The sequence below is a fragment of the Paenarthrobacter sp. Y-19 genome, from assembly GCF_029223985.1.
GTDB lineage: Bacteria > Actinomycetota > Actinomycetes > Actinomycetales > Micrococcaceae > Arthrobacter > Arthrobacter nicotinovorans.
This window is the reverse complement of the sequence record NZ_CP119414.1, coordinates 188,902-203,165: the sequence shown is the minus strand read 5'-3', so window position 1 is coordinate 203,165 and position 14,264 is coordinate 188,902. Positions and strand designations below refer to the sequence as shown.

The window sequence follows — 14,264 nt, the reverse complement described above, 5'->3', positions numbered from 1 at the left end:
GCTGCTGCCCTACTTGGCTGGCGCAGCGGGTGCCGAACCGCTGCCTTCGCCTGCTGTGTAGTTCTCGTTGGCACCCGTGAAGTCTTTCGCTTGGGCAGTAAAGGTGACCGAGCCGCCGTCGGACGTCTTCAGGTCGAAGGCGACTTGGTCCCCGGCCTGGACCGGCTTGGTCAGGTCCATGAGCATGATGTGGTTTGCCCCGGGCTCGAGTTTGATTTCGCCCTTCGCGGGGATGACGAATCCGCCCTGTTTGGCCTGCATTTTCATGGTTCCGTCCGGTCCCATCACGGTTTCGTGCAGTTCCACCATGGTGGCCACCGGTGCTGCCGCGCTGACGATGGTCACATCCTTGTCGCTCGTGTTCCGAATGGTCCCGAACGCGGCCGACATCCCTGAGTCCGCGGCTTTGATCCACGTGTCACTCACCGTCAATGGTTGGGAGGACCGGGAAGCGGACTGGGTTGTGGTGGTTGGTGTGTTGCTTTGTCCGCAACCCACCAGGGCCAACGAGGCCGCTGCCAGGATGGACACGACGGGAATGACTTTTCTTTTTGTCATGGTGATGCTCTCTGTGAAAGTGGTGTGCTGCACCGGGCTGAATCTGCTCCGGAACAGGTGGGATGGCAGGTTGGTGGCTTAGCCGCCCCGCGGGCCGGACCGGCGTCGGCGCTTGAAAAAGCCCCAGCCCAAATACAAGGCGAGGCCCGCGACCGCCCCGAGGGCTGCAGCAATCAGCCAATCGGGTACCTGGACCGTGGAGGCCGTGGCTCCTGGTTCGGCTGATCCGGGAGGAACGCCGGGGGTGGCCGTGTTTCCGGGGGCCGGGATGGCACCTGCTGTGGCGCCGGCCCCCACCAGGAAGGAGTAACTGCCGTTGATGGGGTGGCCGTCGCTGGAAACCACGCGCCACCTGACCTGGTACTCCCCGTCGGGCATGCCCGGGGCGAGCGGCTGGGTCAAGGTCCCGCGGTCCAGCGCAGAATCGCCCTGGACCCAGTTCTTTGATGCCGCATCTACGACGCGGACTTCGTGGCCGATGGCCAGCAACGGTGCACTGAATTTCAGTTCAATGGCCGACGGCGGCACGGCCAGCCGCTCGCCGGTGGAAGGTGTGGACGAAACCAGTTGGTCATGGGCGGACGCCGCCGGCGCGCTGACGAGCCCGAAGGCGATGCACAGCGCAAAGACGGTAAGGAGGAACGCTCCGCCGGGTCCTGGGTTTCGCCATGAAAAAGTACGCAAGGATTTTCTTGCCATGGCTGCTTCCCGCCCCGCTGCCTGTGAAAAAGGTCCGGCAGTCCGTGGAAGGATGGCCTCCCCTCACGGGGTGGCGGGGCTTATAGGGTGATGAAGGCGCCGGGCGCCTGGGACGTTGCTGGACGCCGTGGCGGTCCTCGATGGCGCATGGCAAGCAACGGAACGCCAAGATTGCGCAGCGGGCGTACAGCCCAGTCCGAGGGGATGACGTTCGGCCCGGGGTTCACAGCCAAGGGCTGGATGATCCTCAGGAAAGGAATCAGGCGCAGGCCAAGGGCGGCCAGCAAACGGACAGCCGTGACCTCGCCGTACCGCAGGACTGCGATGGTGGCGACGGCTGCGAGGACGTGCCCCACCACCATCGACGGCGAGGAGTGGTCCGAGGGACCGGCGGCGACGGAAGCGAGTGTGTGCGCCCCGTGCCCGGCGTGCCCTGCTGCGGCCGCGGTCCCGTCGTCGTGGTGGGCACCGGGATCAAGGCTGTACAGGCCATGGAAGACGGTTTGGCTTACCAGCACGGCCGTGGCAAGACGCCATAGCGACAGCACTTTCCCGGCCAGGGCCATGCACACAAGCCCGGAAAGAGCCAAGGACAGGATCAGGACAGGGGCTCCCGGCGCGTTGCCGCCGGACAGCACGTGCGAGGCAGCAGCGATGAGGGTGGCGGCAACGGCTCCCGCCCACCCGCGCGCGAAGCGCACCGTGCGTGCCGTCATGTCCCTCCCGCCTGTTGAGGGGCCGCCCGGGCGGGCCCTCCTCGTGATGCACTAATTCTACGCAGCGTAGAATCTTCCAAGCATAATCACAATCCGGGCGCTGCGGCGCCGGCTGAATCCCCGGCGTCGGCTGCACCGTCGTCGTCCTCCGCGCCGCCGGCAGGGGCCGCAGCGCCAGGAGCCAGCAGGATGTTCGTCAATTGCCGTAACCCCTCGGCCATGTCCACATCTTTGTCGTACAGCCACTGCAATTGAAGGCCGTCAAAGGCAGCTACGACCAGCCGTGCCAGAGGGATCGCTGCAACATCCGTCCGGATTTCTCCTGCTTCCTGGCGGCGGGCAATGTCCGCGCTGACGTCGCGCACGATCACCGAATAGCGTTCCTGGAAGTACGCGTGGGAGTCGTGCCCGGGGTCGTTCGCCGTAGCCGATGCGACCGCGTAGAGCGTGGTCAGCCCGGGCTCGCTCCGATTCCGTTCGGCGATGGCGGGCATGTGGTTCAGCCCGATGTCACTCTGCCCCGTTGCCGCCAGAGAGCGCTTGTCCCGTTCCGTGAGGACCGCTGTAAGGAGCTCCTGCTTTCCCTTGAAGTAGTGGAAAAGCGTGGCTTCCTTGACCCCCACAAGCTCGGCGACCCGCTTGAGCGCTGTTCCTTCGAAGCCTTCCGTAGCGAAGACGTCCGTGGCCGTCTGGATGATCTGTTCTCGGCGTTCCGCACCCTTTGCGTACTGGCCCCGGGCCTTCGACGATGACATTCGTTCAGTGTAGATGAGCAAACGAAAACCTAGTCATACTAGATTTTGACGATTAGACTCAACAAAGATGCCCAACGATGGGCCACGAAGGAGTCATGAAATGAACCCGACACTCTCGGCCGCCGTCACCGTCCCGCCCGCCGAAGGCCAGGACGCCGACACGAAGATCCGCGAACTCGCCCGAAGCCTCAGCCTTGAGCAGCAGATCCGGCTTCTGACAGGGGCGGACGTTTGGTCCACGCACGCCATCCCGGAGATCGGCCTGGCGCGCGTGGTGCTGTCGGATGGCCCAGCCGGAGTCCGTGGCGAAGACTTCGACGAGCGCCACGATTCCGTTTCCCTTCCGCCCTCCTCGGCGTTGTCGGCTACGTGGAGTGTCGAAACCGCCCACCGCTACGGCCAGATCCTGGGCCAGGAAGCGCGGCGCAAGGGCGTCCACGCCGTCCTCGGTCCCACCATCAACCTGCACCGCTCCCCGCTGGGCGGCCGGCACTTCGAATGCATGAGCGAAGACCCGCGGCTCACGGCAACCATGGCAGCCGGGTACGTCGCCGGAGTGCAGTCCATGGGTGTCGGTGCAACGCCCAAGCACTACCTCGCCAACGAAGCTGAAACCGAGCGCTTCACGGCGGACTCCGTGGTGGACGAGCGGCCCTTGCGCGAGCTCTACCTTGCGGCGTTCGAAGACGCCATCACCGAGGCCCGCGCCTGGCTGGTCATGAGCTCCTACAACTCCATCAACGGGACCACTGCCAGTGAGAACAAGCTCCTCGAAACGCCGCTGTCCACCGAATGGGGCTTCGACGGCGTAGTGGTTTCCGACTGGACGGGCGTCCGCTCAATCGACGCCGCCAACGCGCACCAGGACCTCGAAATGCCTGGCCCGGTGGGCCACTGGGGCCCCAAGCTACTCGCCGCCGTCCATGATGGCCGGGTCAGCCGTGACGCCATCCTTGAAAAGGTCACCCGCATCCTTCGCCTGGCAGCCCGCGTGGGCTCATTGGAGGGTTTCGAACCTGCGGTGACCCAGCTTCCGACGCAGCTTGACGGGGCCGCCGTCGCGCGTGAAGTTGCGGTCCGCGGGGCCGTCCTGGTCCGCAACAAGGGCCTCCTGCCGCTGGATGCCAAGGCGCTCAGCAGCGTCGCGGTGATCGGCCACAACGCCGACGAGGCCCGCACGCAGGGCGGCGGCAGCGCCACCGTCATGCCCAAGTACACCGTGTCCCCGCTCGAAGGCCTCCGGAAAGCATTGCCCGACGACGTCAAAGTCACCTATGCGCGCGGCGCCAAGGTGGCCGAGGGAATCCAGGCGTTCCCCCGCACGAGCCTGCACAACCCGGTGTCCGGCGTTCCGGGAATCCGGGTGACGTTCCTCGCGGAGGACGGCTCGGAGATCTCGGGCGAAGACCGCCTGGCGTCCCACCTGATCTGGTTCGGCGTGGGGATTCCCGACTGTGCCGCCTCCATCCGGATGGAAACGGCCTGGACTGCCGAAACAGCGGGCGTGCACCACCTGGGCGTCGGTACTGTGGGCCGGATCCGTTTCGCCCTGGACGGAACAGAGGTATTCAACAGTGAACTTGAGGACGACACGGAAGTCCTCGGCGCCGCGCTGTTCGATCCGCCCAAGACAACCCACCCAATCGAAGCCGCTGCCGGGCAGACCATGCGGATCGAGGCCGAATACCAACTGCCCAAGCAGCAGGTCATTCCGTTCACCGCGATTCTCCTGGGCGAGGAAACGGTGGTAGCTGATCCACAGGCCGAGATCGACGCGGCAGTGGAGGCCGCCAAGGCGGCCGATGTCGCCGTCGTCGTGGTGGGTACCAACGCAACGATCGAATCGGAGGGCTTCGACCGGAAGGACCTTAACCTCCCCGGCTATCAGAACCAGCTGGTGGAGGCGGTAGCAGCAGCCAACCCGCGGACAGTGGTGGTGGTGAACTCCGGCTCACCGGTGGTGATGCCTTGGCTCGACACGGTGGATGCGGTCCTGTTGGGCTGGTTCGGAGGCCAGGAATTCGGCAGCGCGATCGCCGACATCCTGTTGGGCAAGGAAGAGCCCGGCGGCCGCCTTCCCACAACCTGGCCGGCCGCGCTGGAGGACGTCCCCGTCCTGAGCACCACGCCCGTTGACGGCAAGGTGGTCTACTCCGAGGGAATCCACGTCGGCTACCGCGCATGGCTGAAGCAGGAAGCCGAAGGCGGAGCCAAGCCGGCCATCCCGTTCGGCTACGGCCTCGGATACACGACGTTCGAGCTCGGGACCGCCCACGCACCGCAGGTGGTCACGGCGGGGAGCGATGTTGTGGTCCACGTGCCCGTCAGGAACACGGGCTCGCGTACAGGCCGCGAAGTGGTGCAGGTTTACCTGGACCGACCGGCCTCCGCGGTTGAGCGCCCGGTCCGCTGGTTGGCCGGTTACGCCGGAACGCACCTCGCTCCAGCCGGCACCGAGAGCGTGGAAGTCCGGATCCCCGCCAAGGCATTTGCGCATTACGACGGCGGCTGGCAGTTTGAGCATGGCACGTTCCGCCTGCTGGTGGGTCGCCATGCAGCTGACGAATTCCAGTTCCTTGACATAGAACTCCGGTAATACAGGAGTAGGATCTCCGTGCGTGGCAGCCTTTTTTTGACCGCCACGCACGTGGTTTTCGCCACAAGCTGTAGAACTGGGGTATGGTATGGAATTTTCATGGCATGCTGTACGTTGCATACCCGGTAACCCCCTAACACGAAGAGGCATTAAAAAGTGGCAGCCGATTACGACGAACTCCGTACCGATGTAAAAGAGAACCAGGAGCAGTCGCTCCAGGCTCTTCAATCTGCCAGCGCCCCCACGGCCAAGAGCGTCGTGCTGGAACTGGACGAAACCGACGGCCTTGACGCCAATGGCCCCGGTGGCGAAATCGTCGCCGAGGAACTGGTCATCCAGGTCATCCCGCAGGCAAACGACGAGTTCACTTGCAACTCTTGTTTCCTGGTCCGCCACCGCTCGCAAATTGCGCGCGAAAAAGATGGCGTTGCCTACTGCACTGACTGCGAAGGCTAAGACGACCCCAACACCCCGGCGGACTGAACGTCGTCAGGGAGTGCCGGCGTCGGGATTAAATTGCGGAAGGACCGGAGCATGCGCTCCGGTCCTTCCGCAGTTAAACCTGGGCGCCGTATGAATCTAGGGTGCCGTTCCCGGACCGCCCACGACCTTCTTGCGCCGATGATTGCCCATTCGGAGTTGAAGGATGCGCGCTCCCCCGGCGAGGGCAACCAGCACTCCGCCACCCACCGCTGCGATGAAGAGCGTGGTGCCCAGGGCGAGTGTCCCCTCCAGCCCGAAGAACCGGACGGTGATCATGTCCTGGTTTTGGACGAAGAACACAATCAGCATCACCAGGACCACCAGGCCGACTGCCACCGCTACCCACAGGGCTGCGGTGCGGGTGGGCCGGGCGTGGCCTGGCGCGGGCGGTGGGATCACCCGCTCGTGGTGCCCGGAACCGGCCCGGTCCGGGCGTGCCGAACCGCCCGGAACTCCTGCTGCATCTTCATGGAAACTCATTGACGGCCCCCTTAGTACGCCAGCACCTACCGTGCAATTGCATAATAAGCATGCTGACTAGTTGCTCAACAGTGGCACGGCCACCAAACCGGGGTCAAGGTGGCGCGTTTGCCGGCACGCAAGGAAGGGCCGGAGTTCGCGGTCCGGCCCTTCGGCATCTCACGCCCCGCTACAGGGCATAGTCCTACAGGGCATAGTCAGTGGTGGTGGGGCCGGGATCGTCGTTGCGGACTGCGTAGTGGTGACCCTCGGAGTCAGTCTCGATATCGAAGTGCTTCAAATCTTCCTCGGAAGCGGATTCGAAATCATCATGCTTATGCACCACGGGGCTGTCCGTATCGCCGTGGGTTGCCGGTCCAAAAACGGACTGCAGCCGCTCGGTCACGTGGACGAAGCCTTCCATTCTGCGTCCCATGTTTTCCACCTCCCTTCTTACCGGAGAGCGAAAAAGCGGCAGGGCTGGTGCGTGCCGTTCAGTGAGCCAATTTTACGCCCGCGGGCCCGAAAAGGCTCCGGGTCGGCCGTGCGCCAAGTTGGCAGTTAATGACAATCCGAGTGCGGCAAAGTCATAGGGTCGTTGCAACGCTCTGATTGATGGAGCGTTTTATGGTCAAGTTGTTCCCCAAGGCTGCGCGTACTGAGTTTCTTGATTTGGTGTGTGCGGGGATGCCTGTTCGTACTGCTGCCCGGCGTGTCGGGGCGGTGCACGCTACCGGGCACAATTGGTGGGTTCAGTCTGGCCTAATGATGACCGTGAACCGGGGTGCTACCGGAGGTCTTGCCGATCCTGCTCCTTCAGTCGGGGGCCCTGGCCGTGCGTTGGGTCTGGAAGAGCGAGGCATGATCCAGATGGGTGTGCGGATGGGCCTCAGTTACGCGAAGATCGGCGCATTGATCGGGCGGGATAAGTCCGTAGTTTGGCGGGAGGTCAAACGCCACACGAGCGCGGACGGGAAGTACTACGCCTCGGTCGCTCACGCCAAAGCGCATCAGGACAGGCGCCGTCCCAAACCCTTCAGGCTGGCCAAGGACGAGGGTTTGTGCCGGCTGATCGGCGTCTGGATGGATGACGGGTGGAGTCCGAAGCTGATCTCCTCGATGTTGGCGTATTACTTCGGTGACGATCAGACTATGCAGGTGAGCCACGAGACGATCTACCAGGCCCTTTACGTCCAAACCCGCGGGAACCTGCGGGCGGACCTGGCCGAAAAGCTCAGCCTGAAACGCAAACAACGCATCCCCCACGGCACTGACCGGCGCGCCAACAGCCCCTATAAAGAGGCCTTCAAGATCAGCCAACGTCCCGCCGAGGTCCAGGACCGGGCAGTGCCCGGGCATTGGGAAGGTGACCTCATCATCGGCGCCAACGGGACAGCGATCGGAACCTTGGTGGAACGCTCAACCCGGTTCACGATCCTGCTGCACCTGCCAGGGGACCACACCGCGGAAACCGTTGCCGCCGCGATGATCCGGGAGATGGCCTCCCTCCCGGATCACCTGCGCCGGTCGATCACCTGGGACCGCGGCACCGAACTGGCCGACTACGCAAAAATCCAGACCGCTCTCGATACGACGATGTACTTCTGCGACCCGCACTCGCCCTGGCAGCGCGGCACCAACGAAAACACCAACCGGCTCCTGCGGTTCTGGTTCGAGAAAGGCACTGACCTTTCAGTGCACACCCCCGAGGACATCCGCCTGGTCGCAGCGAAACTCAACCGCCGCCCCAGACCAACACTGAACCTCGAGACCCCAGCCAACCGGCTAAACCAGCTGCTACAAGCGGCCTAACCCCCAGCGTTGCTCCCACCAATTGACTTTGCCTGCCCGGCATTGTCATTAAGTGCCACCTCGGCGAGAGGAGAAGGGGTTTAGCGCAGGGACTTGTCGTCCGGATTGCGGGGAACCACGTAGGTACTGCCATCCGGACGGCGGAGGGTTTCCCACTGCTGGGTCTCCGCTTGGCGCTGGGCGAGCAGCTTCCGGTTGGCTTCCGTCATTTCGTGATCCAGGGAGCTGCTGTGTGCCGGACCAAAAATCACGCGAAACTTTCCGGTTGCGCGCATGAATTTCCGGGTGAAGGATTCCTTTGCCACGCGGATCGACTCCTCAGTGTTCGACGACTCTATACGTTCATAGTACGCTAATCATTAGTACACTAACTAATTGGTTCGGTGTAGCCTCGTCAGTGCAGCAAGCAGGAGGAAGCCATGACGACCATCAGCGATACCAGCCAGGAAACCGATGACCTCCTTCTGGAGCGCCAACTGTGCTTTGCCCTCACCGTAGCCTCGCGCAGCGTTGTGGGTGTCTACAAGCCCGTTCTTGAAAAGCTCGGCCTGACCCACCCCCAGTACTTGGTGATGTTGGCACTGTGGGAACGCAGCCCGAGGACACTGAAAGACATCAGCGACAGCCTGCTCCACGATCCCGCCACCCTCTCCCCCTTGCTCAAACGCCTGGAAGAAGCACAGCTCATCACCCGCGAGCGCGTGCCCGGTAATGAGCGCGCACTGGCCATCACCCTCACTGACAAGGGAGCGGCCCTCCGCGCACAGGCCACGGCTGTGCCCGGCGAAATCCGCAATCGCCTGCACCTCAGCCGCGAAGAAGTAGCCGAGCTCCACCAAGCGATGACCGGCCTGATTGCCGCCACTCAGCGCACCGCCGACGAGCCACGTAAAATGGAGGCAACCTAGGAGATCCCATGAGCATGCGAAGTGTCCGCCCGTTACTGGCAGTACTTGCTGTCGCAAGCCTCGCCGCATGCTCCGGCGCCCCCTCACCAGGTTCCACAGGCACCCCAACCCAGGCGCCGACGTCGGGCCCTTCAAGCAGCAGCACGGCACCCGGCAGCCCCTCCACCAGCAGCACCCCGACGGCGGGCGGCAGCCAATCGGCGACGGACGGACGCGGCGACGCTGAACTGAGCATCACACTCCTGGAAACCCACGAGGCCGCGCCCAAGACCTTCACCCTTGTCTGCACGGGCGGAACTCCCGCTGCGGAGAGCAACCACCCGTCGGCCGCCGAAGCATGCGCCGCGATCAAGAACAACCCCTCCATGCTCAGCCCGGCTCCGCCCCGGGCCGATCGGGCCTGCACCATGCAGTACGGCGGCCCCGCAACCGCCAAGGTGACCGGCGCCGTGGACGGCAAGGAAGTAGTCGCGGCCTTCAACCGCACCGACGGCTGCCAGATCGGTATGTGGGACGTCGCCAAGAGCGTCCTCGGATCAGATGGCGGTTTCTAGGCTGCGACACCTCCCCCAAGAGGAATGGCTTGGGCTGGAGGCTGCCCATCACACTCGGGTCGCACGCTATGCGGACCCGTACTTGGCCCGGCGTTCGGCCGGGAAGAAGCACCCCGTGGAGGACTTCCTCTTCACCTACTACACCCAGAAGCCGGGCCAGTTGCTTCGCTGGCACCCCGGGGATGCCGTAGTCCTCAGCGGTGAGCGGGCATTGGAGCGCAGCGCGTGGAAGTTCTACAGGACACCCGACGACGGCGAACTCGCCTCACTGGGGCTGCCCTCGGGTACACCGGCGGTCACCTTCGACCGGGCCGGCTTCCTGGCCGACCGCGCCGAGGCCGTCCGCTTCGCGGGCATCATCCTCTCCGGGACCGCGAAACGTCCGGCCCAGTTCGGCTGCTTCGGCCTGCACGAGTGGGCCATGGTGTACCGGCAGGAAAAGTTCGAGCTGCGCCACGAATACCTCAAGCTCAGGCTGGGCGGCGAGGGTACTGACACCGTGGTGGAAGAGAACCGGATCCGCTGCTCCCACTTCGATGCCTTCCGCTTCTACACCCCCGACGCCTTGCCCCTTAATGAGCTCACGCCAACCCGCGAAAACCAGCGGACCATGGAGCAACCGGGCTGCCTGCACGCCAACATGGACCTGTACAAGTGGGCCTACAAACTGACGCCCGCGTTGCCAAGCGGGCTGGTGATGGACTGCTTTGAGTTGTCGTGGCGGATCCGGGCCATGGACATGCAGGCTTCTCCGTACGATCTCGAAGAATGGGGCTACCCGCCCATCAGGATTGAGACACCGCAGGGCAAGGCCGAGTACGTTGAGTACCAGCGGGCTTTCGCAGCCGAATCCCAGGAGCTGCGGGCCCGCGTGCTTCAGGCAGTAAGCCCGCTCTTGGACGAGCTGAGCGGCGCGGCCGCCTGAGCACCCGACGCCACCAGCGAAAGGTCACCATGGTTTCCCCAAGCAACAGCGACACCACCGACGCAAACGCAAGCGAATACGACGTCGACCTCACTGTCACGCTGACAGAGTCACCGGGCGCTGACAGCCGGATATTCCACCTCCGGTCGGCAGGGGGTGTCCTCTCCCCCGACCCGGACTCGGTCGACTCAAACCTGCCGGATGCGACGGCGGCGCTTGCCGCCGTCGAGCAGTTCGGGGAGGAGATCTTCTTCCCGCAGCCGCGGCCGGACCGGATCTGCACGCAACAGTACGGGGGCCCGCAGGTAGCCGAAGTCCGGGGATGGTTCCGTGGGCGTAAAGTCCATAGCCATTTCAGCAGGACGGATGGTTGCGAGATCGCCCGGTGGAAGACCATGGCGGCGTTGCTGGGCAATACCGGAGGCGCAACTTCCGGCTCATGACACGCAAATGGGCTGGGGACGCCCGGATTCGGATGTCCTCAGCCCATTTGCGTGTCCCGCAGAGTTTTAGCCGGCGTTGTTGCTCTGAGTCGGCTCATCGCCGCGGATCTTGCCCCGCGGCTTCTTGTCCTTCTTGTCCTTCTTGTCCTTCTTGGGGTCTTCCTCATCCGGAACCACAACAGCTCCGCCGGGGTTGACCAGGACCGTGACGAAGCTCGGCTCGCTGGTTCCTGCGAAGGTCAGGCGGCCGATGTAGGAACCCGGTTCCAGGTTCTTCCAGTTCAGCGAAATCTGGCCCGTCTTGCCGTTGGCGAGTCGGATCGGATTCGGCGTCACGGTGGCGTTGCCCTGGTTGGCCCCCAGCACTGCAGCATCAACGGTTGCCTTGGTGGGCTGGTTGTTGGGGCTGGCGTAGAGGTTGGCGTAGACAAAGTAGTCACCCGGGGCCGGGTTGGGAACGGACAGGGTTTCGCTGGCGGATGCCGTTGCGGCCGGCAGCTGCTGACCGGACGGAGTCAGGACCAGCATGTCGAAGTCGGCGGCCTCATTGGAGGAGATCACCGAGAACTTGGCCAGGGCACTGCCCTCACCAACGGTCACCTTCTTCACGAAGTTCGATGCGTTGGTTTGGCCGGCAAACGGGCCGGGAACCAGCTCGATAGCCGAAGAATCAGCCTTGGACAGGCCATCAATGGTCACACCCACCGGCAGGTTGGTGCCGGAGGTGATGTTGATGGTGCCCGAGCCGTTGGGGCCCGTGCCGGTGAAGGCCAGGGCCTTGTCCGCGATGACGGACTGCGGACGGACGGCGATCGGCGAGGTGACGGTCTTGTTGGCACCCTGCCAGTTGAGCGAACCCATGGCGAACTTGCCCAGTTCGGCGTTCTTGTTCTCAAACTGGACCTTGAAGGTCTTCTTTTCACCGGGCGCACCGAAGGTCAGCACGGACGGTGTCACCTTGACGTTGACGCCCGGAACGTTGGCCGTGGCCCTGTAGGTGCCCGGCGTCAGCGCAGTCAGCGTACGCGTGACCTCGATCTTGCCGGCCAGGTTGCCCAGCGCGAAGGAGGGAACGTTCATGTCGCGCGCGGCCGTGGTGCCGAGCCCTTCCATGCCCAGGTCCATCCCGGTGCCCTGGATGAACTTCAGGTAGTCCTCGGTGGTGGCGTCGTAGACCAGGCCCGGGTTGAGGACCTTTGCCGGATCAACCTGTCCGGCGCCGGTGGCGAAGACGTCCTTGTTGACGGCGCCGTTGGCCAGCTTGACCGGACCAGCGGTGGTCATCATGGCGGACTTCACCGTAGCCGGGGACCACTGCGGGTTCTTGCCGAGGATCAATGCGCCGAAACCGGCCACGTGCGGTGAAGCCATGGACGTTCCGGACAGGAAGCCGAAGTTGTCGCCTCCGGTTCCGATCGGGGATACACCTGCGAGGATGGCGACACCGGGTGCCGAAACATCCGGCTTCAGCAGGTCCGAGTCAGTGGCAAGCAGCGGCCCGCGCGAGGAGAACCCGGCGATCTGCGGCTGTGCTTCGGCCGGCAGTCCCGTGGTGTCGCGGTTCAACAGGGACACAGTGATGGCCGGGTTTGCCGTGACCTTGTCCTTGATGGTCTGCGTGGCGGGCGGGTTCACGTGCACGGTGGGAATGACGTGCTTGTCAGTATCCAGCGACGAGTCCGTCAGGTTGACGAGGATCATGCCAACGCCACCGCCGCGCAGGACTTCAGCGCTCTTGGCGGTGCGGTCAACCACGCCACGGTCACAAACAACAACCTTGCCGGCAACCTTTGCCGGGTCCAGGGACCCGGGAGCACACAGCGCTGCGTTACCTTGGCCGCTTGCGGCGTTGGTGGACAGCACGACGCCGGCCCCGCTCACCTCGCGGTTCATGATGCTCGCTCCGCGGAACTTGCTGCCGTCGGAGAATTCAACTGTGCCCTGGAGTTCCTGGGAGAAGGACGTCGCAGCAACGGTGGTCAGCCAGGGAGCTCCGTGATTGACGGTGCTGGCGGTTGGTCCGGAGTTGCCGGCCGAGGTGGCGACGAAGATGCCGGCTGACGCTGCGGACAGGAATGCCAGCGACACCGGATCCGTGGTGGAAGTGGTGGAACCGGAAATGGAGTAGTTCAGTACGTCCACGCCGTCCAGGATGGCCTGCTCGATCGCATCCACGGAAGCGGAGCCGTAGCAGCCACCGGTGGCGGGATCGGTGTCTTCCCAGCAGACTTTGTAGATGGAGAGCTTGGCGGCCGGTGCAATGCCGCTGGTGGTTCCGAAGCTCCTGCCATCCACGACGGCGTCAACGTTGCCGTTGCCTGCTGCCGTGCTGGCGGTGTGGGTGCCGTGGCTGTCCACGTCCACCGCTGAAATGACTTCTTCGGGAGCCCGGTTTTCCGGGGGAACTGTTTCAAGGAAGGCGTCTGCGAAGTAGTGGGTGCTGAGGACCTTGGAGTTGCAGGCGCTGCCGTCGTAGTCGGCGCCCGTCCCGGTGCCCGGCTGGCATTCGCCGACGAAAGTGTCGCCGTCGGCCTTGAGCATGGCGATCTTGCCGTCTGCAGTGCGGTAGGGAACGCCAACCTGGGGGTTGCCGACCAGCGGACCCACGGGCTCACCGGCGAAGAACGGGTTTGAAGGGGTGTAGCCGGTGTCGATGACGCCCACGACCGTGCCCTTGCCGGCATTCTCCTGCCCGCCATACTGGGTGGCCCAGGTGCCGTTTGGGCCGCTGAGCTTCAGGAAGTCGGTGGTGGAGTAGTCCGGAGCGTATTGCGTGTCCGGTGCGACCATCAGGACTTTGGGATCCTTGGCAAGGTTGATGGCCTGGTCCGCGGTCAGGTTGGCGCTGAAGCCGTTGACGGCGGTGGTGAACTCGCGCTTGATGGTGACGTTTTCCTGCCGGGCAACTTCCTGCTGCTTCTGCTGCAGGTGCTGCTGGTATTCCTTCACCTCGGCACTGTCGGCGTCGAGCTTTTTGCCTTCCTCCGGTTTGGTCGGCGCGAGCCCTGCCGTGCCGCCGTCGTAGGTTGCCGCAGGCTTTTCGGCAAGGACCACCATGTAGCGGCCGTCCTTGTAGGAACCGGGGTCAAGGTTCTTCTTGGCCACGCCTGCAACATTTCCGGGCGCCTCCGGGGCAGGGGCGGCCTGGGCCGGCATCGCCATGGACGAGAGCAGCAACGGCAGGCCGACGGCAAGCACCGCGGCCTTCCGGAGTCCCCCGCTTCTGACGAAGCTCTTTCCTTGTGATTTCACGAGTGGTTGCACCTTTCACTGAGGAGGCCCGGGCTCCATCGCCAAGGCCTGTCAACTTTCAGATGGTTGAACCTTTGACAGTTCTTGTCAAAGCCGCACAACCA

Annotated in this window: 15 protein-coding genes; 7 read left to right on the top strand and 8 right to left on the bottom strand. The window is 64.0% G+C overall.

The features are described 5' to 3' along the window. Positions 1-9: 9 nt before the first annotated feature. The 4 genes from PYR64_RS01010 to PYR64_RS00995 form a co-directional block, all read right to left on the bottom strand. Positions 10-558, bottom strand: a complete 549-nt coding sequence (locus PYR64_RS01010; protein WP_275777818.1) for a copper chaperone PCu(A)C — start codon at positions 556-558, stop codon at positions 10-12. 78 nt (positions 559-636) lie between these two features. Continuing rightward, on the bottom strand, positions 637-1,242 hold the full coding sequence (locus PYR64_RS01005; protein ID WP_275777816.1) for a copper resistance CopC family protein: 606 nt from the start codon (positions 1,240-1,242) through the stop codon (positions 637-639). A 95-nt stretch (positions 1,243-1,337) separates the two neighbouring features. Beyond that, the gene (locus tag PYR64_RS01000; RefSeq protein WP_275777814.1) at positions 1,338-1,973 is read right to left on the bottom strand and encodes a hypothetical protein; all 636 of its coding nucleotides are present in this window, start codon (positions 1,971-1,973) and stop codon (positions 1,338-1,340) included. A gap of 86 nt (positions 1,974-2,059) precedes the next feature. Further along, positions 2,060-2,728 (bottom strand): TetR/AcrR family transcriptional regulator, encoded by a 669-nt coding sequence (locus tag PYR64_RS00995; protein WP_275777812.1) that lies wholly within the window; start codon positions 2,726-2,728, stop codon positions 2,060-2,062. A gap of 100 nt (positions 2,729-2,828) precedes the next feature. On the opposite strand from PYR64_RS00995, the gene PYR64_RS00990 reads away from it, so the two are divergent. Further along, on the top strand, positions 2,829-5,324 hold the full coding sequence (locus PYR64_RS00990; protein ID WP_275777810.1) for a glycoside hydrolase family 3 C-terminal domain-containing protein: 2,496 nt from the start codon (positions 2,829-2,831) through the stop codon (positions 5,322-5,324). Positions 5,325-5,480: 156 nt separating this feature from the next. After that, on the top strand, positions 5,481-5,780 hold the full coding sequence (locus PYR64_RS00985) for a DUF4193 domain-containing protein (RefSeq protein ID WP_018778105.1): 300 nt from the start codon (positions 5,481-5,483) through the stop codon (positions 5,778-5,780). 123 nt (positions 5,781-5,903) lie between these two features. Here the strand turns inward: PYR64_RS00985 and PYR64_RS00980 are convergent, their stop codons facing one another. After that, positions 5,904-6,287 carry a LapA family protein gene (locus PYR64_RS00980; RefSeq protein ID WP_039239589.1) on the bottom strand — a complete coding sequence of 128 codons (384 nt, stop codon included), beginning with the start codon at positions 6,285-6,287 and terminating at the stop codon, positions 5,904-5,906. A gap of 184 nt (positions 6,288-6,471) precedes the next feature. Continuing rightward, positions 6,472-6,702 (bottom strand): hypothetical protein, encoded by a 231-nt coding sequence (locus PYR64_RS00975; protein WP_026267218.1) that lies wholly within the window; start codon positions 6,700-6,702, stop codon positions 6,472-6,474. Positions 6,703-7,031: 329 nt separating this feature from the next. On the opposite strand from PYR64_RS00975, the gene PYR64_RS00970 reads away from it, so the two are divergent. Then, entirely contained in the window at positions 7,032-8,078 is a 1,047-nt protein-coding gene (locus tag PYR64_RS00970; RefSeq protein ID WP_200888294.1) for an IS30 family transposase, read from the top strand. An 80-nt stretch (positions 8,079-8,158) separates the two neighbouring features. Here PYR64_RS00970 and PYR64_RS00965 read toward each other — a convergent pair whose 3' ends face one another. Further along, positions 8,159-8,383, bottom strand: coding sequence for a hypothetical protein (locus PYR64_RS00965; RefSeq protein ID WP_018779981.1), 225 nt, complete (start codon positions 8,381-8,383; stop codon positions 8,159-8,161). Between the two features lie 114 nt (positions 8,384-8,497). On the opposite strand from PYR64_RS00965, the gene PYR64_RS00960 reads away from it, so the two are divergent. From PYR64_RS00960 to PYR64_RS00945, 4 genes are read left to right on the top strand one after another with little or no spacing between them, the layout of a single operon-like run. After that, complete coding sequence (locus tag PYR64_RS00960) at positions 8,498-8,986, top strand: MarR family transcriptional regulator (protein ID WP_018779982.1); 489 nt, start codon at positions 8,498-8,500, stop codon at positions 8,984-8,986. Positions 8,987-8,994: 8 nt separating this feature from the next. Beyond that, the gene (locus PYR64_RS00955) at positions 8,995-9,540 is read left to right on the top strand and encodes an SSI family serine proteinase inhibitor (RefSeq protein WP_275777806.1); all 546 of its coding nucleotides are present in this window, start codon (positions 8,995-8,997) and stop codon (positions 9,538-9,540) included. Continuing rightward, positions 9,527-10,465: a hypothetical protein gene (locus PYR64_RS00950; protein WP_055977086.1), complete on the top strand. Its 939-nt coding sequence runs from the start codon at positions 9,527-9,529 to the stop codon at positions 10,463-10,465. Before PYR64_RS00955 ends, PYR64_RS00950 begins: the two co-directional genes overlap by 14 nt. A gap of 29 nt (positions 10,466-10,494) precedes the next feature. Further along, entirely contained in the window at positions 10,495-10,908 is a 414-nt protein-coding gene (locus PYR64_RS00945; RefSeq protein ID WP_275777803.1) for a serine protease inhibitor, read from the top strand. A 66-nt stretch (positions 10,909-10,974) separates the two neighbouring features. On the opposite strand, the gene PYR64_RS00940 is transcribed toward PYR64_RS00945, so the two are convergent. Beyond that, on the bottom strand, positions 10,975-14,070 hold the full coding sequence (locus PYR64_RS00940; protein WP_275780047.1) for a S8 family serine peptidase: 3,096 nt from the start codon (positions 14,068-14,070) through the stop codon (positions 10,975-10,977). Between the last annotated feature and the right edge of the window lie 194 nt (positions 14,071-14,264).

Bases quoted from the DNA above. Each gene is read 5' to 3' on its own strand.
- PYR64_RS00945 (WP_275777803.1), top strand. From the start codon at position 10,495: ATGGTTTCCCCAAGCAACAGCGACACCACCGACGCAAACGCAAGCGAA.
- PYR64_RS00960 (WP_018779982.1), top strand. From the start codon at position 8,498: ATGACGACCATCAGCGATACCAGCCAGGAAACCGATGACCTCCTTCTG.
- PYR64_RS00950 (WP_055977086.1), top strand. From the start codon at position 9,527: ATGGCGGTTTCTAGGCTGCGACACCTCCCCCAAGAGGAATGGCTTGGG.
- PYR64_RS00995 (WP_275777812.1), bottom strand. From the start codon at position 2,728: ATGTCATCGTCGAAGGCCCGGGGCCAGTACGCAAAGGGTGCGGAACGC.
- PYR64_RS00955 (WP_275777806.1), top strand. From the start codon at position 8,995: ATGAGCATGCGAAGTGTCCGCCCGTTACTGGCAGTACTTGCTGTCGCA.
- PYR64_RS01000 (WP_275777814.1), bottom strand. From the start codon at position 1,973: ATGACGGCACGCACGGTGCGCTTCGCGCGCGGGTGGGCGGGAGCCGTT.
- PYR64_RS00980 (WP_039239589.1), bottom strand. From the start codon at position 6,287: ATGAGTTTCCATGAAGATGCAGCAGGAGTTCCGGGCGGTTCGGCACGC.
- PYR64_RS00990 (WP_275777810.1), top strand. From the start codon at position 2,829: ATGAACCCGACACTCTCGGCCGCCGTCACCGTCCCGCCCGCCGAAGGC.
- PYR64_RS00970 (WP_200888294.1), top strand. From the start codon at position 7,032: ATGATGACCGTGAACCGGGGTGCTACCGGAGGTCTTGCCGATCCTGCT.
- PYR64_RS01010 (WP_275777818.1), bottom strand. From the start codon at position 558: ATGACAAAAAGAAAAGTCATTCCCGTCGTGTCCATCCTGGCAGCGGCC.
- PYR64_RS00940 (WP_275780047.1), bottom strand. From the start codon at position 14,070: ATGGCGATGCCGGCCCAGGCCGCCCCTGCCCCGGAGGCGCCCGGAAAT.
- PYR64_RS00975 (WP_026267218.1), bottom strand. From the start codon at position 6,702: ATGGGACGCAGAATGGAAGGCTTCGTCCACGTGACCGAGCGGCTGCAG.